Origin of the sequence: Fodinibius salicampi (genome assembly GCF_039545095.1) — a bacterium.
In the GTDB taxonomy this organism is placed as follows: Bacteria; Bacteroidota; Rhodothermia; order Balneolales; family Balneolaceae; genus Fodinibius; species Fodinibius salicampi.
Map to the genome: position 1 here is coordinate 212164 of NZ_BAABRS010000004.1, position 20095 is coordinate 232258.

The following is a 20095-nucleotide window of genomic DNA, read 5'->3' on the forward strand; positions in this document are numbered from 1 at the left end:
ACAAAAGTTTTTATCAAATAATATATCAACATTTCTATGCAACCTAAGTTATTTTTAATATTTGTTCTCTCATTTTTAGTGACATCTTCTGCTATTGGACAAGAGGCGAATACAACCAATATTAAATTAGAAGTTTCATCTTTATCCTCGGAGCGGCTTCCCTATAATAATCCGATGGAAGACAAGGATACTGAGACAGACAGTATTAATACAAATGATATAAAACCGGGGAGCCTGGAAGAGGATGTAATGCAGCGGATGGCCGGGATTTATGAAATCCATTATAAAGCCATGTATGCTCAGCTCAATCAAAATCCGCTACAGGCCGAGAAATTTATTACTGATGCCTTGAATGAATTGCAGGGACTGTTGGATCGTTATCCGGAAGTTCAATCAAACAGACGGTTTAGTGAACTCTATCGGTCGGTTATGACAGAATATCGTGAGTTTTATGGCATTACTCCGGAAGAAACCGAAGCTCAGGGAGAGATATTTGCGATCCAGCAAGAGCTTTTTGCTGAAGAGCATGACTGGATGAATAAAGATTACTCCTTGCCAGATAATATTTCCATCAATAGAACAGAGGTACCCTTACTGCAGAACGATAAGGTGAACAGGTATTTAACGTATTTTTCTCTGGAACGTCCTGAAGTGATGGAAAAATGGCTCAACCGTTCTGACAAGTACTTTCCGATGATGAAAAGAATTTTTGAAGAAGAAGGGGTGCCAACAGAACTTATCCACTTGTCTATGATTGAGAGCGGATTGAATCCTACTGCCAAAAGTTGGGCCTCGGCTGTAGGAATGTGGCAGTTTATTCGTTCAACAGGATCAATGTATGGGCTTGAGGTGAACTGGTGGATTGATGAGCGACAAGATCCTGAAAAGGCAACACGGGCGGCAGCTCAGCATTTAAAGGATCTGTATGATGTTTGGGGCGACTGGCACTTGGCTTTGGCCGGCTATAATATCAGTCAACGGGGACTTAAGCGTGCTATTCGGCGTTCCGGTGGTGAAAAAGACTATTGGACAGCAGCTTCCTATTTACCGCGTGAGACAAGAAATTATGTTCCCACCTATTTGGCAGCTACGATGATTGGAATGAATCCCCAGGAGTTTGGTTTTGAGAAACAGTATTCAGGAGATTCCTATGACTATGAAGTTTTTCGGGTGGATCCGCTTATGCCGCTGGAAACGCTGGCGGATGCTGCGGGAATATCACTTGATAAATTGAAAGAATACAATCCCGAACTGTTGCGTTGGGCCACACCGCCGGGAGATAAGTATCCTCTAAAGCTGCCGGTAGGGGCCTATGATACATTTGCTGCCAATTATGATGATATCCCCAAGGACGAGCGAAGTAGTCACATAGCTATGCATACGGTTAGTAGCGGTGAAAATCTGGGATATATTGCCCGAAAATATGGTACGTCTGTTCGTGCTTTATATGAGACTAATGAAAAACTTTCTAGCACTATTTATCCCGGTCAAAAGATTGTAGTTCCATTGCCCGGAGGGAGTAAAAATAAAATAGCCTCCAACCGCCCCACAAATACAAGCAAACGTAATACTTCGGAAAAGGCTCAATCTTCCTCATCCTCACAATCGAATTCTCAAACCGATGCGGGGTCAGATAAAGCTAAGGTACAGTATACCATTAAAAAGGGGGATACGATCGGTCATATTGCCGAATGGTTTGATGTAACTGCTTCCCAGATAAGAAGATGGAATAATGTTACAAGCTACATAAGGCCCGGTAATAATCTTGATATTTATGTAGATAATTCAAAAAAGTCCTATTATCTGAAAATAAAGGAAATGCCTTTTGATAAGAAGCAGGAAATTGAGTTGAAACAACGTCGAAACGAGGATATCACTTTAGCCTCCCTCGTAAATACTGATGGAGAGTATACGGTTCAGCCCAATGATACCCTGATTGATATAGCTAATAAGCATGGGGTTTCGGTAAGTAAGATCAGGGAGCTGAATGGTATAAATGGTAATCGAATTTATGCGGGACAAACGCTTAAGATCGGCAGTCCTGAATAGGAGATTGTTGATCAATACGTTATTCGAAGATTTTTAGACCTTAAGGATAATATAGTGGCTAAAGCAGACCTGCATATACATACCCTTGCCTCAGATGGACATATAGATCCAAAGGAAGCGGTTCGTTATGCAGAAAAGCATAATCTGGAAGTTATTTCTATTACAGATCATGATACTATAAAAGGATATCAGGAGGCAACCGAAGAGGCCGAAAAAAGAGATATAAAACTACTTCCCGGTATAGAGATAACCTCTGATTTTAAAGATCGGGAGTGTCATCTTCTCGCCTATTGTTTTGATCCAAATCACTCGGCAATTAAGAAACTGGTCTGGCATCATTATCAGTCTCGTCTTAAACGTGGGAGCTGGATTATTGAACAGCTAAGGAATCAGGGTATGGAGTTAGATTTGGAAGAAGTGAAGGCCGAAGCCAGAGGCGGGAACATCGGCCGCCCCCATATTGCGGCTGTACTAGAGAATAAAGGCTATGTTGCTTCTTTTAAAGAAGCATTTATTCGATATCTGAGTGATGATCAGTTAGGAAATATATACAATGAATATTATAGTCATCATCAGGTCATTGATATCATAAGGGAGGCCGGGGGAGCGGTAGTAATAGCACATCCGGGCAGATTATATTCTGAAGAAGAACTGGAAAGTCTGGTAGAGGCAGGAGTTGACGGAATTGAAGTTATACATCCAAGCCACAATTATCAGACACAAAAACAAATGGAAGAGTTCGCCGACCGGCATAATTTGTTAAAAACCGGGGGCAGTGATTTCCATGGAAGTAATAAAAAATACCAAAAATACTTTGGGGTTGTAACAATTAATACTAAATATGTGTATCGGTTGTTGCGCCTAACGAATCAACGTAAAGAAACAATAGCGTAATAGAATGGCTCCTCAAATAATTTCTGGAAATAAAAACATTTCCGATTGTACGGTGGGCATTGCTGTGGCCAATTGGAATTCATTTATAACGGATGAGCTGTTAGAAGGCGCATTGAATATATTTACTCAAAAAGGCTTCTCTGACACAGATATTATCGTCGCCCGTTGCCCCGGAGCGTACGAGATTCCCTTCACCGCTCGAAAGTTATTAGAAAAAACAGATGGAGTGGTTACTCTTGGGGCCGTTATTCGCGGAGATACTCCTCATTTTCACTATGTTTGCGATGCAGTTAACCGCGGAGTAACCGATTTAAATATGAAAGGCAATAAACCGGTTGTTTTTGGTGTTTTGACTACAGACAATGTCCAACAGGCGCAGGAACGCTCTGGTATTGTTGAAGGTAAAGGGAATAAAGGAGCCGAAGCCGCACTGGCACTTATAGAGATGATAAGTTTGAGCCGGCATATTGATCAATTATAATGCTAAAAAGCTTGATATAACGACGATAAAGCTCTAATATTGATAGCTTAACAAATCACCAGTTATACGCTTTTGGAGCAATATTCACTCACAAATATAGAACAGGAAAGTAGCGATAAAGAGGCACAGCTCCGTCTTACAGACGAGGGTAAGATACCTCAGCATATTGCTATTATTATGGATGGTAACGGCCGATGGGCTAAAAGTCGGGGAAATATCCGCTCGTATGGACATAAAGCGGGAGTGGATTCGGTTCGTGATATTACGGAGGCTTGCGCTCAAATAGGAGTAAAATACTTAACTCTCTATGCATTTTCTACGGAAAACTGGGGGCGACCCAAGCTGGAAGTGAATGCTTTAATGCGCTTATTAGCTAATTCCTTGCGTAAGGAGGCGGAGAACTTGAATGAAAATAATATAAAACTGAACACTATTGGTCAGATTGACCGGTTCCCCGAAAGATGTCAGCAAGAACTACAAGAGGCAATCGAGTTAACCGAAGAGAATGATCGTCTTAACTTATGTCTCGCTCTGAGCTATTCCGGCCGCTGGGATATTACTGAAGCCGTTAAGAAGTTGGCTAAACGCGTAAAAAAAGGTGAAATTGAGCCGGATGACATCAATGATGATCTTATAGGAGCCCATTTATCAACCGCGGATATTCCGGACCCGGATTTAATAATTCGAACCAGTGGTGAATATCGCCTCAGTAATTTTCTTTTATGGCAACTAGCTTATTCCGAACTCTATATAACCGAAACTTATTGGCCCGATTTTCGCAGAGATGAATTATATAAAGCTATCCAATCTTTTCAGGAACGTGAACGCAGGTTTGGCAAACTTTCCAAAAAAGAACAAAAGAAAGAGGCGAGTCTGCACGTTTAAGAGCTGACACCATAACCTTTCATTAACGCACGCTCACTATTACACAAGAATATATTTACGTGAAGAAATTATTAAGCACACTTTTTGTACTCTGCTTTGTTGCATTTTCAGCATCAGCCCAGGATACTTCACCCGATAGTGTTTCGATAAATATCCAAAACCCAATGAATACAACGCCTCAGCAGTATGAAGTACTGGGGGTTGAAGTGGAGGGATTAACAACTTCCCGGGAGGAGTTTGTAATTGGAACCAGTGGACTTGAGGAAGGAAGCAGTATTACTATTCCCGGGCAGGATGTGGGAGATGCCATTAGAAGTCTGTATCAAACAGGACTCTTTTCGAATATAGAAATTATTAAAACAGGGGAGAAAGGAAATGGTATTTACCTGAAAATTATTGTTCAGGAACAGCCCCGGCTTGAAAACTATGAAATTCATGGAGTAAAGAGCTCAGAGCGGAGCGATATTAGAGAAAAGCTGTCTCTTGTTCCAGGCTATGCAGTGACAGAATCTTCTATTTCCCAGGCTAAGAGTGCCATAAAGCGCTATTATGAAGAGGAGGGATACTGGTATACCGAAATTGATGTGCAGCGCTCGGAATTGGATGAGACTCGCAATCGAATAACACTGGAGTTCCATATTAATCCGGGAGAGCGCTTAGAGGTAAAAGATATTACTTTCCATGGTAACGAAAAATTTGATGACCGGGCACTCCAGAAGTCATTGGGAACTATTTCGGAAGATCGGTGGTGGAAGTTTTTCTCAAAGAAGCTTTATAAGGAAGATGAATTTGAAGAAGCCAAAAATAACTTAAGAAGCTTTTACCGGGAGCATGGCTTTCTCGATTTCCGGGTAACCTCCGACTCTGTCTATACTTTTCCTTATACCCAGCAAAGACTATATGTGCTTTCCAATCCCGCTGAAGGCTTAAAAGTTGATATTTCAGTATATGAAGGCCCTCAATATAAGGTGAGAGATATTAATTGGGAGGGAAATACTGTTTATACTGATGAGGAACTCACCCAGACACTGGGCTTTGAAAAAGGGGAGGTCTTTAACCAGACAAAATTTAATACCAGACTTGAAATCAATCAGTCAGGTCCTGATGTAACCAGTCTCTACCAAGATATTGGGTACCTGTTTTTCCGGGTAGAAGAAAATATTGAGGTGGTAGCGGAAGATTCAGTTGACCTCAATATGAGAATTTATGAAAATGAAATTGCCTACATTGAGGAAGTTTCTTTTGTAGGGAATACCAAAACCCATGATGATATAGTTCGTCGAACCTTACGGACAGTACCCGGCCAGAAATATAGTCGTCAGAATATTATTAGGACTATACGTGAACTAGGGCAGCTGGGCTATTTCCGACAGGATGCTATTGAACCAAACTTAGTTCCGGATCAGGAAAACCAAACGGTTGATATAACCTACAATTTGGATGAATCCCAGAGTACCGACAATTTTGAGTTCTCCGGAGGATTTGGAGGCCGGGGTATCGGTTTGATTCTTTCAGCGAAGCTGAACTTTAATAACTTTTCCATACAGCGGGCGCTCAGGGGAGAAGGATGGAATCCTATTCCTTCCGGAGATGGTCAGAAGTTATCTCTTGGCGTTCAGGTTACCGGTAGTGGATACCAAAGTTACAGCCTTGGTTTCCAGGAGCCATGGCTTGGAGGTCGGCCGCTTTCGCTTGGGGTAAATACCAGTTACGACCTGATCAAATACCGCAGGTCAGATCAACGCAATGAACTCTTTTCAAGCAGTATATCGCTGGGAAGACGATTAGACTGGCCTGATGACTACTTTACCCATCGAAGTGTGTTATCCTATCAGCTGTATGATGTTGAGGGAGGAGCATCGTTCTTACCTGAAGGGGCTTCCAGTATTTTGAGTATTAAACAGATTTTAGAGCGTAATTCTACTGATAATCAGATTTCCCCTACGACCGGTTCCAAGATTCAGCTTTCTGGTGAATTAGCTCCGCCATTACCTTCATTTGCACAATATTATAAGTTAAAGTCAAGCTACCAGAACCACACAACATTGGTAGGTAAGTTGGTACTGACTAACACCGTTGAGTATGGTTATCTTGGGTATTTGAGTCAGGGCAAGCGCAGTGGTTTTCAGCGCTTTAAACTTGGAGGAACACAACTGCAGCAGCGGCAATCATTCCTGGATGATAATATTGATTTGCGTGGTTTCCCAGGTGGACAGAATGGATCTATTACCGCTTTTCAAGATGGACAGAATGTAGGCGGGCGTTTGTATTCCAAATATTCTCTGGAGTTGCGTTATCCGGCCATTACTGAACAGCAGGCGCAGGTTTATCCCTATGCTTTTATGGATGCTGGTAATGCATACCTGAATGTTGACCAATTTTCTCCCTTTGATGTAAAGCGTTCTGTTGGATTGGGAACGCGTATTTATCTGCCGATATTAGGACTCGTTGATCTCAGTTACGGTTACCGCCTGGACGGAATACCCAATACTCGAGTGCAGCCGGGAGAATGGCAGTTCCTCTTTAATATTGGTGCACCTTTTTAATGGTTAGGGTAAATACATATACTATACTTCTGGTTGTGTTATTATTTGGCAGTTTATCGATTGCCCATGGACAACAGCAGAAAATAGGATATGTAGATACCGACCAGATTTTATCAGAAATGCCTGAATATGAAGGGGTACAACAACAGCTGCAGGTGATAAGCTCCGAATGGAATAGCCAGCTGAAGAAAATGGAGGAGGAGATTAATCAGTTGAAGGAAGATTTTGAGTCCAGGGAGATTCTGTATACTGAGGAGCAGCGAGAACAAGTACAACAAAAAATCCAAAAACTCGTTACTGAACGTGAGCAGTTTATGGATCAAAAGTTCGGTGAAGAAGGGGAATATTTTCAAAAACAGAAAGAATTATTAGAACCAATACAGCGCAAGGTTTTTGAGGCTGTAAATATTATAGCCAAACGTAATAATTTTGATTTTATATTCGATCGTGCACAAAATACCAACATGCTCTATGGTAACCAGGAATTTAATTTAAATGAAGAGGTACTACAAGAGCTGGGGCTTACGTTAAATGAGTCCAGCAATTAATATAAATTGTTAGTATTATCACACGCTTTAACAAAATAGAATGTTAAAAAAGATTGATTCAATGATTAGAAAAATACTAAGTACAGCTTGCCTGTTTCTTTTTCTTTTAAGTACAACGGCTTACGGGCAGTTGAAAGTCGGATATATGAGTACCCAGGAGGTTCTAAGTGAACATCCCCAGCGCTCAGAAGTAGAACAGCAACTGAATAGCTTTATAAAAGAGAAAAGAGGAGAACTGGAAAATCGGATTGCTAATTTCCAGGATCAGGTTGCTGAGTACCAGGAGAATCAGGGAAATATGACTGATCAGCAAATTCAGCAAAGAGAGCAGGAACTTTCTGAGTTAGAAGGAGAAATACAGCAGTTTCAGCAAACCATACAAGGACAAATTCAAGAGCGTCGATCCCAGCTGCTTAATCCGTTGTATGAAGCTATGGATCAGGCGATTGCTGAGGTAGCGGAAAGTAATAACCTTGATTTTGTACTCAATGAGGCGACAAATAGTGGAGATAACGTGATCTACTATGCTGCTGATCAACAGTTGGATATTACTCAGCAGGTGATTGAACATATTAATGAGAATGCGACACAGAACTAACACAGAATCTAACTTTAGAACTATGATTAAACGAATACTACCAGTTTTATTTATTTTTCTTTTAGTCGGTGGGTTTTCTAATACCTCCTTTGCTCAAGTCCAGAATGACGATTTAACAATCGGATATGTAGATCCTCAGGCAATTCTGAGTAAAATGCCGGAGATGAAAGCCGTTCAACAACGGCTCCAGAATTTTATGGAAAGCAAACGAGAAGAGTTTGCTTCTAAACAGGAGGAGTACCAGCAGAAAGTAGCTGAGTATCAAGATAAAGAATCGGTTATATCCGAAGATGCCAAGCAACAGGAAGAAGAACGTTTGGGACAAATGGGGGCAGAACTTCAACAGTATCAGTCCCAGCTTCAGCAAGAGATCCAGCAAAAACAGCAAGAATTAGTGGGACCTCTGTTAGACCAAATTGATTCTGCTATTAATACAGTGGCTAATGAAAGGGGACTTTCTTATGTGTTGAACACGACGACCAGTAATGGAGACGTAATCCTTCTCTATGTTTCTGATGAAGCACAACAGCAATATGATATAACGGATGAAGTGATGGATGAGCTGGATATGTAGGCTCATCTGATTCTCTTAATTTTCTCAAAAGGCGGCCTGTAAAACAGGCTGCCTTTTTTATTTGACTCTTCTTTTACGGTTGCGGATGTAGTCTTCAAAAATATATCCGCCCAGATTATCCAATGATGCAAAGTATGCCCGACCTTTATTAGCTTCGGTTAGCTCGCGGACAAAATTCTGAAGGTACGGATCCCGGGCAATCATAAATGTTGTTATATCAATTTTATCGCGACGGCACTTCACGGCTTCATCCAGCACCTTATTGACAATCTTGCGATCCAGTCCAACGCTATTTTTGTACAGCCGACCATTTTCTATGATACATGAGGGTTTGCCATCTGTGATCATAAATATTTGCTTGTTGGCATATTTACGGCGGTGTAAAATATGTCTGGCCATCTGCAGCGCTTGTTGAGTGTTGGTATGGTAGGGACCAACCTTGAGATAAGGAAGGTCCTCGATACCTACTTTCCAAGCCTCATTGCCAAAGGCTACGATATCAAGCGAATCATTAGCGTAATTATTGAGAATAAGTTCAGAAAGGGCCATAGCTACTTTTTTAGCTGGTGTGATGCGATCTTCGCCGTATAAGACCATGGAGTGGCTTAAATCAATGAGTAAGACGGTAGCCACAGAAGTATGATGATCGGTATTATGTACCCTGATATCCCTTTCTTTCAAATCCATCTGATCGATGCTACTATGCTTAAACATATTCATCATCGTGCCAACACTATCAATATTGGTTAAGTCATCTCCCTGCTGCCATTGGCGTGTTTCCGGTTGGCGCTCGAGTCCCTCTCCCGTATGATCAGTCTTGTGCCTCCCTGCCGCTCCTTTGTCAAGATGTTTGAAAATTTCTTCGAGTGAATGTTTCCGAAGACTTCGCTCTGCCTTTCGGGTAATGACGAGCATATTTTCTTCTTGGTCTTGCTCTATATACCCCCTTTCTTTGAGTTCGTCTACGAAATCATCCAGATCAAAATCATCAAATTGGTTTGTAATACCATATTCGTCATCAATATCAGCCATCCAACGCAAAGCCTGAGAGACGTCTCCGCTTGCTATGGTAAGCAACTCCTCAAATAAATCCATGAGGGTATCAAAAGGAGACTGATTAGGTGATTTTTTATCTATATTGGGATTCCATTCTCGATACTTGAAATGCATGGCAAAAACATTGACTTTAGCAGGAGTATAGAGAAAACATACAGACAATAAAATTAATTCATTGGATGGCAGAAAATAAAGTGCAAAATATAGATCGCCTTCAATTTGAGCGCCAGCTTTGGTCAGAAGGGTTTGATAGAGTTATGGGGCTGGATGAAGTGGGACGAGGATGCCTTGCAGGACCTGTAGTAGCAGGAGGAGTTATTTTTAAACCGGGAACCTTTGTTGAGGAAATTCGGGATAGCAAAACTATTTCCCTGAAAGAAAGAATGTCGTTGACTGAGAAGATAAAAGAACTCGCTTCTTTTTGGACTGTTCAATGGTGTATGCCGGCCGAGATCGATGAACTGAATATATTACATGCATCTATTAAAGCAATGCACCGGTGCACTGAAGCAAAAAAAGCCCGGCCGGATTATCTGTTGGTAGATGGAAACCGATTTAGCGCGGGACTGTGTCCGCATAAATGTTTGGTCAAAGGAGATGACCGTTCGATGAGTATTGCAGCTGCTTCTATTATTGCCAAGGTTTTCAGAGATAAATGGATGATTGAATTACATAAGGAGTATCCTTATTACGGCTGGGATACCAATGTGGGTTATCCTACAGCCCAACATTACAGTGGACTGGAGGAGTATGGCTATACAGAATATCATCGGCAAAGCTTTAAATTGCGTACAGACAAGGAAGTAATGCTGGAGGAAACTTAGAATTAGCGATAGATGCTGAATTGTCGCTTATAGTAATCGAGGTTTAGACATATTCCCAGCATAAGGGTGTTCGTAATAAGTGCTGATCCCCCGTAGCTAATAAAGGGTAGGGGAACACCGATGACAGGGATAAGCGCCGTTGCCGAACCTACATTGATGAAGAAATGAGTAAAGAATATAGTGGCAACCCCCACCATTACAAGTTGTGCAAATGGATGCTTATGGGTCGCTGCAGCTTTTAATAAAAGCAAGGTAAATCCGAGTAGGAGTAGCACAACTATTCCAGCTCCTATAAATCCAAATTCTTCAGCAATAACGCAAAATATAAAATCTGTCCACTGCTCCGGAAGAAACCGAAGCTGGGTTTGGGTTCCTTCCATGAATCCTTTTCCGTATACGCCACCCGAACCAATAGCGGTTTTAGCCTGTATGATGTTCCATCCAGCGCCCTGTGGATCAAAAGAGGGATCGGTAAAGGCTTCTATACGTGCACGTTGGTGGGGCTGTAATATTTGAAAGAGGGCAACCTGAACCCCAATCACAAGGAGAATACCGGTGGCGAAGGAAGTAAATGTAAGCCAAGTGCTTCGCTGAAGCATAAAGACCAGCAGGGTTAATACTACAGCGGCAAGAATCCCCCAGTACCAGCTAATTATGCTTACATAGCCAATGATTGCAGGAGAGATAATAAACAGGGATATCCCATAAGGTAGACCCGACCAGAAAAGTACAACGGGAATAAGCGCCAAAAATATGATGGCCGTACCGGTATCGTTCTGAAGGAAAACAAGTACTGTGGGGACGAGGATAATCAGTACAGTGGTAACGGCTGTCTTAAGATTATCAGCAGAAATATTACGTCGGCTGGTCAGGTAGCTGGCGACAGCAAGCACAGTCGCTATTTTCATTAATTCGCTTGACTGCAGGTTAACAGGTCCTAATACCAACCAGCTTTTGGCTCCATTAACCTCCCGGCCAATAAACAGGGTAAGAATCATCAGCAGCAGTCCAATAGCATAAAAAACAAATGCTCCTTCTTGAAAGGTACGCGGATTTATATATTGAAGTCCCACCAGAATTCCCAGGCCGATACCAAATGCCACTAATTGCTTATAGAAGTTGATTTGTATGTAACCAGGCAGGAATTCAGCCACTGGGCCCTGAGTAGCACTATAAATGGCTACCAGGCCAACTACTACAAGGCCGATCCATAAAGTGCCAAGAGACCAGTTATATTCTCCAAAACGATTCATTTTTTAATTGTTTTCGGGTCTTGGTTCAAAATTCATCACGTAATCGTACACATGGGAGCGACCAATTTCTCCATTGATATACTGTTCTACCATTAATGAAGCTATGGGTGCAGCTGATATAGAGCCATAACCAGCGTTCTCAACAAGTACTGCTACAGCAATTTGAGGGTTTTCTACGGGAGCGAAACAAATAAACCATCCGTGATCCTGTCCATGTGGATTTTGGGCTGTACCGGTTTTCCCGGCAACAGCTATACTATCTAAGTCTGCGTAGTACCTCCCGCTACCCTCCGTAACTACTCTTCGCATACCATCTTTAATGACCGCCAATTCACTTTCATCGACCCAACTTATTTTTGTTGTATCTGTATTGGGATATATAACCCTTCCATTTGGTTCCCGAATGGATTGTACAAAGTGGGGTTTGATGGCATAACCGCCGTTTGCAATTTGTGCCGCTACGGTAGCCATTTGAAGCGGTGACGCAGCCATGAATCCCTGTCCAATACCGAGGCTAAGCTGGTCGCCTATGCCCCAGGTACCTTCACCAAGGGTATTGTTTAAGTACGAGCTGTCGGGTAAAATACCAGACGTTTCACTGGGTAGGTCGATGCCGGTGGGGCGACCAAGGCCAAAGGACGAAGCTAACTCATTCCATCGATCAATGCTATGGGAGCGTACCATTTCATCCATTAGCCAGAAAAAGAAGGTATTGCTGGACTCTTGGATAGCTTTGCCAATATTGTATTGTCCCGGGTCAGCTAAATCGTTATATCGTCGTCCCCTTGAGTAATAACCCGGATTATAAATAGTTGTTTGTGGAGTAATTACCTCCATCTCCATTCCCATAAGACCCATAAGGGGTTTAAAGGTAGATCCGGGCGGTTGCGCACTTGAAGTCGAACGGTTGAAAAGAGGGTTTAAAGTATCAGCATTTATACTTTGCCAGTAATCAGCATCTATTCTACCCGCTAGGCGTCTTATATCAAATTCCGGAGCACTGGTCATGCTCAGGATGCTCCCATCCTGGGGGTCAATAGCAATAGCTGCTCCTTTCTTTCCTTCCATGAGCTCCTCAGCCAATAGCTGCAGATCTGTATCGAGGGAAGTATGCAAATCAGCTCCTTTTTGAGGCGCTTCATCCATAGATCCATTTTGATAGGATCCAAGATTTTGACCCATCGCATTGACCAGAATATATTCTGTCCCTTCTTTTCCTCTGAGTTGGGATTCATAGCTCTTTTCAAGGCCGGTTTTGCCGATTTTATCTCCCAGATGATAACTATCCTTGGCCAGGTACTCTTCCTGGGAGACTTCCCGGAGGTAACCCAGTACATGAGAAGCTCGAAGACTGTCAATAGGATAGTGACGCTTGCTTTCAATTTGATGGCCAATGCCCGGTAACTGCCAGATGTTTTCCTGAATTATTGAGAAGGTTTCAAAATTAATTTCAGTAAACAGCCGGGATGCCCGATGCCAAGAATATGAGCGGGCTTCCTCTACGCGTTTTCTTACCTCCTCAACAGGTATATCTAATAATCTTGCGAGAATGGGAGTGTTTTCATCCTTATAACTGGAAGGAATAATAGTAATAGAATAAATGGGCTCATTTTCTACTAATAGTTTCCCATTACGATCATATATAAGACCACGCGCTGGATTGACAATCTGTTGTCGCAGGGCATTTTCCCGGCTTAGCGGATCATAGGTATCATATTCCAATATTTGAAGCTGGAAAAGACGTCCTAGAATTATCAGCCCCAAAACGATAATGATACCCATCAAAACGCGAATGGATATATGGCTGCGCTTTTTCTTCTGATATTGCATGAATGGTACTACTTATTAGTTCTGAACATATAGAAAAGAGCTGCTACTATAGCTGAATATAAGCTACTTCCAAGTAGGTAAGCTCCAAAAAGTGTTTCTGCCGTGTAATTCTGGATAAAGATGTTCAACCCCAAAAAAATAAGATTATGGAAAAGAGCGGCAAGTGCAACAGTAATAACGACTTGTCCAACACTTAATTGTGTTTTATGATCTTTAGGAATAAATCGATGAACGATATATATAAGCAATGTTTTAGAAAACATATTGAGCCCCCAAACATCAAGCAGAGCATCCTGCAGAAATCCCAAAGAAGCCCCCATCAGCAGAGCTGCTGTTCTGTTTTCCTTACTCATATACCAGACCAGGAATATAAGAACAAGATCAGGATATGCTTCAAAAATAGTTAAATGCCGAAATAGCACAAGCTGAAGAATCAGGAAGACAAGTCCTATGCCGATATGTTTAAGCCGCCTTCCGGTCATTCTAAAGCGTTCTGATATTGTTCGTTAAGTTTTTGGATCGTAGTATCGGGTTGAAATTTAACAACAAATCCGGCCGTCATGCTATAAATATCTGCAAAAGGGTTGACGATAATTTTCTGTATATCCCGACCCGGTTGATGTTCGGTCCGTATCACTTCTCCAATAGGAATATCCGGAGGAAATTGATTACTGTATCCAGAAGTGATTACTATTTCTCCGGAATCGACCTCTACGGTTTGAGGGACATAGTTTAGCTGAAGTTCATGAATGTTTTTACTATCCCAGGAAACAATGCCATAGGCACCTGAGTTTTGTAGTTTGGCACTAACCTTAAATAAACTGTTAAAAATTGGCATTACCTGGGAGTACCCTCCATCGGTCAGTACAACCTTTCCGGCCAATCCCTCGGCTGCTACCAAAGGCATACCAGCGGTTATACCTTCTTCAGTACCTGCATCAATAGTTAAAGAATTAAATACCTGGGAAAGTTCTTTTCCCACAATTTGTACGGGATATAGATTAAGATTACTATTGCGGCTGAATTCAAGTAATTGGCGAAGTTCTTCATTCTCTTCACGAGCTGAACGTAGGCGACTTAACTCGTCAAGTAGTAAAACATTTTGTTGTCTGAGGTAAGTGTTAGTCCTTAAGGCCTGCCGATAAGTTCGAATATTAGATAACGGTTCCTCCAGGTAGCTGAAAACAGTTACCGAAACAGTTCGTAAATTATGAAGCCCCCCCTGATGACGGCTGACAATAAGGCCTACCGCAACAATAAGTAAAAATGCTGCAATAATATGATCTTTAATTTCCGTTATTCCCGGAAAACGAATTTGCATTCACTTCTTCCTTCCTTAGATACTTAGGTAATTACGGTTCGGTAATAATCGAGATCTTCTAATATGGCGCCGGTACCACGTACAACGGCAGTTAAAGGATCTTCGGCAATGTGGACAGGCAAGTCGGTAGTTTCCCGGATTAGTTTATCAAGATTTTTAAGCTTGGCACCTCCACCGGTAAGCATAATACCCCGATCCAGAATGTCCGCTGACAGTTCAGGAGGAGTCTGCTCCAGGGACTTGGTAATAGATTCAACAATAGTGTTTACCGATTCGGAGATTGCCTCCCGAACATCTTTGGATGTAACGTGGCGGACTCGGGGGACCCCGTTAACAAGATCACGTCCTTTCGTATCCATTTCTATTTCTTCATCGAGAGGAGCAGCCGACCCGATTTCGCACTTGATCTTTTCAGCAGTTCGTTCTCCGATAAGGAGATTATGATTCCGCCTGAAATAATTAATAATATCTTCATTCAGCTCGTCACCACCCAAACGTACCGACTGTGCATATACGATACCCGAAAGAGCGATGACAGCAATCTCAGTGGTTCCCCCGCCTACATCTACAATCATATTTCCAATCGGCTCGTGCACATTGAGTCCAATTCCGATTGCCGCTGCCATGGGTTCGTCTACGAGATGGACCGATTTGGCTCCGGCATGTTCTGCGCTGTCCCGAACAGCTCGGCGTTCGACCTCGGTGATGCCGCTGGGTACACAAACAACCATTGTTCGGGTACTGGAGTACCATTTCATTTTAACCTTGTCAATCATACCGCGAATCATTTGTTCAGCGACCTCAAAATCCGCGATAACGCCATCACGTAGGGGGCGTACGGTGCGGATATTCTTATGGGTCTTTTCGTGCATCAGCCGGGCCTCGTGTCCTGTTGCAACAGGTTCATTCTGTGTGTTCAGGGCAACAATGGAGGGCTCATTAAGTACGATACCTTCCCCCCGGGAATAGATAAGGGTGTTGGCGGTACCAAGATCGATAGCAATATCGGTGTATAGCCAGTCAAACCAACCTTTTCGTTGCTGTTTATCTTTCTTAGATGTAGATACGTTATTGTCCATATTAGCTATGTGTAGATGAGCTGCAAGTAGTCAAATTTTACCTTAAAAAAGACCAAAAATAAAAATACAATTTTGTACGTCTATTTCCGAATAAATAAGAATAAAAGTTAAAATGAAAATGTTTAATGCCTAAAAAGTCTTTTATCGGTGAAGACCATGGTAAGATCAAGGGCGTCAGCGGTTTCTATGACTTGGTCATCGCGAATACTTCCGCCTGGTTGAATTACTGCAGTGGCGCCTGCTTTAGCCGCGGCTTCTACTCCATCGGGAAAGGGGAAGAAGGCATCAGATGCAATGGCGGTACCTTCTATTGAGAGTCCTTCTTCTTTGGCTTTGGCAATAGCAATTTGCGAAGCTTCTACACGGCTTGTTTGCCCTGTGCCGATGCCAATAGTTTGCTGATCTTTAGCGTAAACAATGGCATTGGATTTTACATGTTTAACCACCTGCCAGGCAAAAAGCATATCGCGAAGTTCTTTTTGGCTCGGCTGGCGCTTTGTCACCACTTTAAGGTCGTTTTCATCAAGAATAGAGAAATCAAGGTCCTGACTGAGTGCTCCTCCGAAGATCGAACGGAACTGTTGTTCTGAGCTATCACTCAAATACTTCTTTTGGCGAATAAGGCGTCTTTTTTTCTTCTGCCTGAGCAGAGAAAGAGCGTCCTCAGTATAGGAAGGAGCAATAATAATTTCAGTAAATATTTCGTCTATTTTTTTAGCGGTATCAAGATCGAGCTCCTGGTTGACAGCTACAATGCCTCCAAAAGGGGATTTAGTATCTGTTTGGAAGGCTTTTTCCCATGCCTTGGTAAGATTCTCGTCAGAGGCTACCCCACAGGGAACGGTATGTTTAAAAATAGCACAGGTTGGATCAGAATCCTTAAAATCAGCAATAAGTCGCAGGGCGGCATCCACATCAAGGAAATTATTATAGCTGAGTTGCTTGCCGTGAAAACAATCGATGAATTCTTCTTGGTAGCCATATACGGCCGCTTTCTGATGGGGGTTTTCGCCATAGCGCAATTCCTGGGATTTAGGGAGTGATATATTCAGCTGTTCCGGCTGTTCCTCCGATTTAGTATCGAGCGTATTGAAATAGTTGGCAATATGGGTGTCGTAGTGAGCGGTATGATTAAACGCCTGGCGCGCCCATTGCCGACGCTTAGTAAATGGGATACCGTTTTCCTGTTCAAGTGAAGCTATGAAATCATCATACTGTTTGGGAGCAGTAAGAACGCAAACGTGGGCAAAATTCTTGGCTGCTGCCCGAATCATAGTAGGACCGCCGATATCAATGTTTTCCGTAGCTATTGCAGGAGTACAATCGGAATTATCAATCGTCTCTTTGAAAGGGTACAGATTCACCACAACTAGCTCAATGGGATCAATATTTAGTTGTTTCATTTCATCGAGGTCAGATTGATGGCTGGTTCTTCCCAAAAGTCCACCGTGAATAATAGGATGCAGCGTTTTAACCCGTCCATCCAGACATTCCTCAAAACCAGTAACTTCACTCACATCTGTAACCGGCAGTTCGGCTTCTCTTATCTTTTGAGCGGTACCCCCTGTGGATATAATTTCAACATCATGTTGATGCAAGACCCGGGCCAGCGGAATAATATCTGTTTTGTCGGAGACTGAGAGCAGGGCTCTGTTAATTGAAAGGTTATGTTCAGGTAGTTCAGAAAGAGGTTGTAAAGACACAGTTTAATTATGTTTTGGAATGTTTATTAGCAAGTTTAGCAATAACTTCCGGAAGGAGCTGATGTTCCTGTTTTAATACACGTTTGGCTAACTCTTCGGCATCGTCCGTATCGTAAACGGGAACTTTTCGCTGGGCCAGAACAGGTCCTTCGTCATATTCTTCGGTGACGATGTGAACGGTACAGCCCGACTCCTGTTCCTCGTTTTCAAGAACAGCCTGGTGCACGTTAATTCCATAAAAGCCCTTCCCTCCGTATTTGGGTAACAGAGAAGGGTGGATATTGATGATCTTTCCTTCATAATTTTCTATAACTGCAGAAGGAATCTTTAACATGTAACCGGCGAGTACGATAAGATCGGTTTCCCAATTGGCAAGCCGGGTAAGAAGCGTATCGACATATTCTGATTGATTATCAAAAGCGCCGGGATAAATTGTGACATGGGGAATGTTATGCTTTCGAGCCCGTTCAATAGACTGAATATCGGTTTTATTGGTAATCAGTCCACGTATACGTCCATTGATCTTTCCTTCTTCTACAGCATCAATAATCGACTGAAAGTTTGTTCCCGATCCGGAGGCAAAAACGACAATGTTAATCAATGGAAAACGATACTATAAGTTGCTATCAATTTAAGTGGGTGAAGATAAGTAAAAAAGTTTAAAAACGAAGCCTTATTTCCGCAAGTAGGTTTGTTATTCTGTAGACATTGAGTCCGGTGAGCGAAAAACATAATAGTTATTAAGACTCCATCGTATCTGATTGATCGTAATTTTTATAACAGTAGCTATGGGAATAGCAATTAGCATACCGATGATACCGGCGGTTTGTGCACCGATCATAATAATAAACAAAATGGCAACGGGATGAATATCGGCCGACCGGGAAAAAATAAGTGGTTGAAGAACCAGATTATCCAGCATTTGAACTAAAAGTATGGCAATGATACAGGGGAGAACCAGCGAAAAGTTTCCAATTTCAATAATAGAAACGATGATGGAAAGTATATAACCGATGGCCGGACCGAAGTAAGGAATCGTATTGGCCAATCCTATCGCTATTCCGACTGAAAGTGCGTTGTTAAGTCCCACAACGGAAAGTACAATCCAGGAGGCTAGGGCAACGATGAAACTTTGTAGCATTACACTTCGGAAATAGATGCCCAAACGGGTTTCGATTTTGTCAACAAGGCTCAGAGTGGTTTCAAAATATTTATTAGGAACCAGTCGCAGAATATCCCGTCGAATACGTGCTCCGTCTTTTAAGAAAAAGAAAGTGGCAAATGGAATGACCAGAGCAGCATAAAAAATATTGGTAAAGACACCAATGATATTACTTAGGGCAGTAGGAAGTTGACCAATGTTAAAAAGCTCCTGTAACATGGTAGTTATATTATCACTGAGGAACCGATCAGGTAGAAAAGAAAAGCTTTCCGTTAGGCGTTGTTCGATTTGTCGTGCTATACTCTGAATGTTTTGGATATTCAATTGTCCTGCCAATTCTACCATCTGGCTTACGATGACCGGCAAAATATTGGTAGATATCCAGATAATGAGCAGAATAAGAGCGCTAAGTGTCAGGCAAATGCCAAACGTTCGGTTTATGCCCGCCGCCTGTATGCGGTTAACGATTGGGTCTAAGATATAACTTATGATTATTGCAATGACAGCATAGCCTACCAGGGTGCCAAAATAGTAAAGCAGATAAAAGAGAATGCCAACGGCTCCCAGTCCTAAAATTGATTTTATAAGCCGTTCCAGAGTTAAATTATTCATCTTTTTCTAAAAGCTTCATAAGCTTATCGATACAGTTATAGATACTGGAAGGAGAATATCCTTTCCTTGCCAGATGGTCGATAACTTTCTTTTTTCGCTTTAGTGGATGTTCTTCTTTTAAAAAACGTCTTTTACGTTTTGAAATTAAATGTATGAAAGTTTCTTCGAAATCTGCACCTTCAAAAGCTTTTCTGACGCTTTTTTCAATATTTTGCCGTTTGATTCCCTTTTTATAAAGATGAGCTTTAACTTTGGCGGGTCCCCAATTATTTTTCCGGCTTTTTTCGGATGCATATTTAAGAGCGAATTCCGTATCGTCGATATATCCTTTTTCCTGAAGTTCATCCAGTACCCCCGTAATAGTTTCAGGGGCATAGTCTTTTTGCAGAGCTTTATTCATTAATTCCTGCCGGGAGTGATCCCGCCGGCTTAGTAATCCCATCAGGTAGGATTTTATAGCAAAACGCCCTTCTTCGCGCTGTAATTTTTTGAAAAGAGAGGGAGTTATTTCAACCCCCTCCTTTAGATTAAATGCCAGAAGCGTTTGCTCATGGACGCCCAAGAGGAAATTTCCGTCCGCGAAAATAGAATAGCGCTCTTTATTCTTTTTCTGGATGGTTATGCCGGTGATGGTAGCAGGGAGTGCGGAACCGGCATCCTCATAGGAATCTGTGGCCATG

General features: G+C 42.2%; 19 protein-coding genes. 9 read left to right on the forward strand and 10 right to left on the reverse strand.

The window, feature by feature from the left end; translation table 11 throughout:
- Positions 1-36: 36 nt before the first annotated feature.
- The 8 genes from ABEB05_RS14485 (at position 37) to ABEB05_RS14520 (ending at position 8575) form a co-directional block, all read left to right on the forward strand.
- Positions 37-2049 (forward strand): LysM peptidoglycan-binding domain-containing protein, encoded by a 2013-nt coding sequence (locus ABEB05_RS14485; protein ID WP_265791164.1) that lies wholly within the window; start codon positions 37-39, stop codon positions 2047-2049.
- Positions 2050-2103: 54 nt separating this feature from the next.
- The gene (locus ABEB05_RS14490; protein WP_265791163.1) at positions 2104-2943 is read left to right on the forward strand and encodes a PHP domain-containing protein; all 840 of its coding nucleotides are present in this window, start codon (positions 2104-2106) and stop codon (positions 2941-2943) included.
- A gap of 4 nt (positions 2944-2947) precedes the next feature.
- On the forward strand, positions 2948-3424 hold the full coding sequence (gene ribH / locus ABEB05_RS14495) for a 6,7-dimethyl-8-ribityllumazine synthase (RefSeq protein WP_265791161.1): 477 nt from the start codon (positions 2948-2950) through the stop codon (positions 3422-3424).
- Positions 3425-3496: 72 nt separating this feature from the next.
- Positions 3497-4309: an undecaprenyl pyrophosphate synthase gene (gene uppS / locus ABEB05_RS14500; protein ID WP_265791158.1), complete on the forward strand. Its 813-nt coding sequence runs from the start codon at positions 3497-3499 to the stop codon at positions 4307-4309.
- A 59-nt stretch (positions 4310-4368) separates the two neighbouring features.
- Positions 4369-6855 carry an outer membrane protein assembly factor BamA gene (gene bamA / locus ABEB05_RS14505; protein ID WP_265791157.1) on the forward strand — a complete coding sequence of 829 codons (2487 nt, stop codon included), beginning with the start codon at positions 4369-4371 and terminating at the stop codon, positions 6853-6855.
- Positions 6855-7403: an OmpH/Skp family outer membrane protein gene (locus ABEB05_RS14510; protein ID WP_265791155.1), complete on the forward strand. Its 549-nt coding sequence runs from the start codon at positions 6855-6857 to the stop codon at positions 7401-7403. Before bamA ends, ABEB05_RS14510 begins: the two co-directional genes overlap by 1 nt.
- Before the next feature lie 61 nt (positions 7404-7464).
- On the forward strand, positions 7465-8001 hold the full coding sequence (locus ABEB05_RS14515) for an OmpH/Skp family outer membrane protein (protein ID WP_265791154.1): 537 nt from the start codon (positions 7465-7467) through the stop codon (positions 7999-8001).
- A 22-nt stretch (positions 8002-8023) separates the two neighbouring features.
- On the forward strand, positions 8024-8575 hold the full coding sequence (locus ABEB05_RS14520) for an OmpH/Skp family outer membrane protein (RefSeq protein WP_265791152.1): 552 nt from the start codon (positions 8024-8026) through the stop codon (positions 8573-8575).
- 57 nt (positions 8576-8632) lie between these two features.
- On the opposite strand, the gene ABEB05_RS14525 is transcribed toward ABEB05_RS14520, so the two are convergent.
- Positions 8633-9745, reverse strand: a complete 1113-nt coding sequence (locus ABEB05_RS14525; protein WP_345694310.1) for a vWA domain-containing protein — start codon at positions 9743-9745, stop codon at positions 8633-8635.
- A gap of 65 nt (positions 9746-9810) precedes the next feature.
- Here ABEB05_RS14525 and ABEB05_RS14530 point away from each other — a divergent pair, with 65 nt between their 5' ends.
- Positions 9811-10455 (forward strand): ribonuclease HII, encoded by a 645-nt coding sequence (locus ABEB05_RS14530; protein WP_265791149.1) that lies wholly within the window; start codon positions 9811-9813, stop codon positions 10453-10455.
- 2 nt (positions 10456-10457) lie between these two features.
- On the opposite strand, the gene rodA is transcribed toward ABEB05_RS14530, so the two are convergent.
- From rodA to ABEB05_RS14575, 9 genes are all read right to left on the reverse strand, one after another.
- Positions 10458-11708, reverse strand: coding sequence for a rod shape-determining protein RodA (gene rodA / locus ABEB05_RS14535; protein ID WP_265791147.1), 1251 nt, complete (start codon positions 11706-11708; stop codon positions 10458-10460).
- Between the two features lie 3 nt (positions 11709-11711).
- Positions 11712-13538: a penicillin-binding protein 2 gene (gene mrdA / locus ABEB05_RS14540; RefSeq protein WP_265791146.1), complete on the reverse strand. Its 1827-nt coding sequence runs from the start codon at positions 13536-13538 to the stop codon at positions 11712-11714.
- Between the two features lie 8 nt (positions 13539-13546).
- Positions 13547-14020 carry a rod shape-determining protein MreD gene (gene mreD, locus ABEB05_RS14545; protein WP_265791145.1) on the reverse strand — a complete coding sequence of 158 codons (474 nt, stop codon included), beginning with the start codon at positions 14018-14020 and terminating at the stop codon, positions 13547-13549.
- Positions 14017-14859 (reverse strand): rod shape-determining protein MreC, encoded by an 843-nt coding sequence (gene mreC, locus ABEB05_RS14550; RefSeq protein ID WP_265791144.1) that lies wholly within the window; start codon positions 14857-14859, stop codon positions 14017-14019. The genes mreD and mreC overlap by 4 nt, the downstream gene beginning before the upstream one ends.
- Before the next feature lie 23 nt (positions 14860-14882).
- On the reverse strand, positions 14883-15938 hold the full coding sequence (locus ABEB05_RS14555; protein ID WP_265791143.1) for a rod shape-determining protein: 1056 nt from the start codon (positions 15936-15938) through the stop codon (positions 14883-14885).
- A 122-nt stretch (positions 15939-16060) separates the two neighbouring features.
- Positions 16061-17641 carry a bifunctional phosphoribosylaminoimidazolecarboxamide formyltransferase/IMP cyclohydrolase gene (gene purH / locus ABEB05_RS14560; protein WP_265791141.1) on the reverse strand — a complete coding sequence of 527 codons (1581 nt, stop codon included), beginning with the start codon at positions 17639-17641 and terminating at the stop codon, positions 16061-16063.
- A gap of 7 nt (positions 17642-17648) precedes the next feature.
- Positions 17649-18242 carry a phosphoribosylglycinamide formyltransferase gene (gene purN / locus ABEB05_RS14565; RefSeq protein ID WP_265791140.1) on the reverse strand — a complete coding sequence of 198 codons (594 nt, stop codon included), beginning with the start codon at positions 18240-18242 and terminating at the stop codon, positions 17649-17651.
- 93 nt (positions 18243-18335) lie between these two features.
- A complete protein-coding gene (locus ABEB05_RS14570) occupies positions 18336-19415 on the reverse strand; it encodes an AI-2E family transporter (RefSeq protein WP_265791139.1) in 1080 nt (359 codons plus the stop codon).
- Positions 19408-20094, reverse strand: coding sequence for a regulatory protein RecX (locus tag ABEB05_RS14575; RefSeq protein WP_265791137.1), 687 nt, complete (start codon positions 20092-20094; stop codon positions 19408-19410). The genes ABEB05_RS14570 and ABEB05_RS14575 overlap by 8 nt, the downstream gene beginning before the upstream one ends.
- Position 20095 lies beyond the last annotated feature (1 nt).

What these genes read in the sequence shown, in the direction of transcription:
- ABEB05_RS14485 (WP_265791164.1), top strand. Translation starts at nt 37, where the DNA reads ATGCAACCTAAGTTATTTTTAATATTTGTTCTCTCATTTTTAGTGACA.
- ribH (WP_265791161.1), top strand. Translation starts at nt 2,948, where the DNA reads ATGGCTCCTCAAATAATTTCTGGAAATAAAAACATTTCCGATTGTACG.
- ABEB05_RS14510 (WP_265791155.1), top strand. Translation starts at nt 6,855, where the DNA reads ATGGTTAGGGTAAATACATATACTATACTTCTGGTTGTGTTATTATTT.
- ABEB05_RS14515 (WP_265791154.1), top strand. Translation starts at nt 7,465, where the DNA reads ATGATTAGAAAAATACTAAGTACAGCTTGCCTGTTTCTTTTTCTTTTA.
- ABEB05_RS14520 (WP_265791152.1), top strand. Translation starts at nt 8,024, where the DNA reads ATGATTAAACGAATACTACCAGTTTTATTTATTTTTCTTTTAGTCGGT.
- ABEB05_RS14525 (WP_345694310.1), bottom strand. Translation starts at nt 9,745, where the DNA reads ATGCATTTCAAGTATCGAGAATGGAATCCCAATATAGATAAAAAATCA.
- ABEB05_RS14530 (WP_265791149.1), top strand. Translation starts at nt 9,811, where the DNA reads ATGGCAGAAAATAAAGTGCAAAATATAGATCGCCTTCAATTTGAGCGC.
- rodA (WP_265791147.1), bottom strand. Translation starts at nt 11,708, where the DNA reads ATGAATCGTTTTGGAGAATATAACTGGTCTCTTGGCACTTTATGGATC.
- mrdA (WP_265791146.1), bottom strand. Translation starts at nt 13,538, where the DNA reads ATGCAATATCAGAAGAAAAAGCGCAGCCATATATCCATTCGCGTTTTG.
- mreD (WP_265791145.1), bottom strand. Translation starts at nt 14,020, where the DNA reads ATGACCGGAAGGCGGCTTAAACATATCGGCATAGGACTTGTCTTCCTG.
- mreC (WP_265791144.1), bottom strand. Translation starts at nt 14,859, where the DNA reads ATGCAAATTCGTTTTCCGGGAATAACGGAAATTAAAGATCATATTATT.
- ABEB05_RS14555 (WP_265791143.1), bottom strand. Translation starts at nt 15,938, where the DNA reads ATGGACAATAACGTATCTACATCTAAGAAAGATAAACAGCAACGAAAA.
- ABEB05_RS14570 (WP_265791139.1), bottom strand. Translation starts at nt 19,415, where the DNA reads ATGAATAATTTAACTCTGGAACGGCTTATAAAATCAATTTTAGGACTG.
- ABEB05_RS14575 (WP_265791137.1), bottom strand. Translation starts at nt 20,094, where the DNA reads ATGGCCACAGATTCCTATGAGGATGCCGGTTCCGCACTCCCTGCTACC.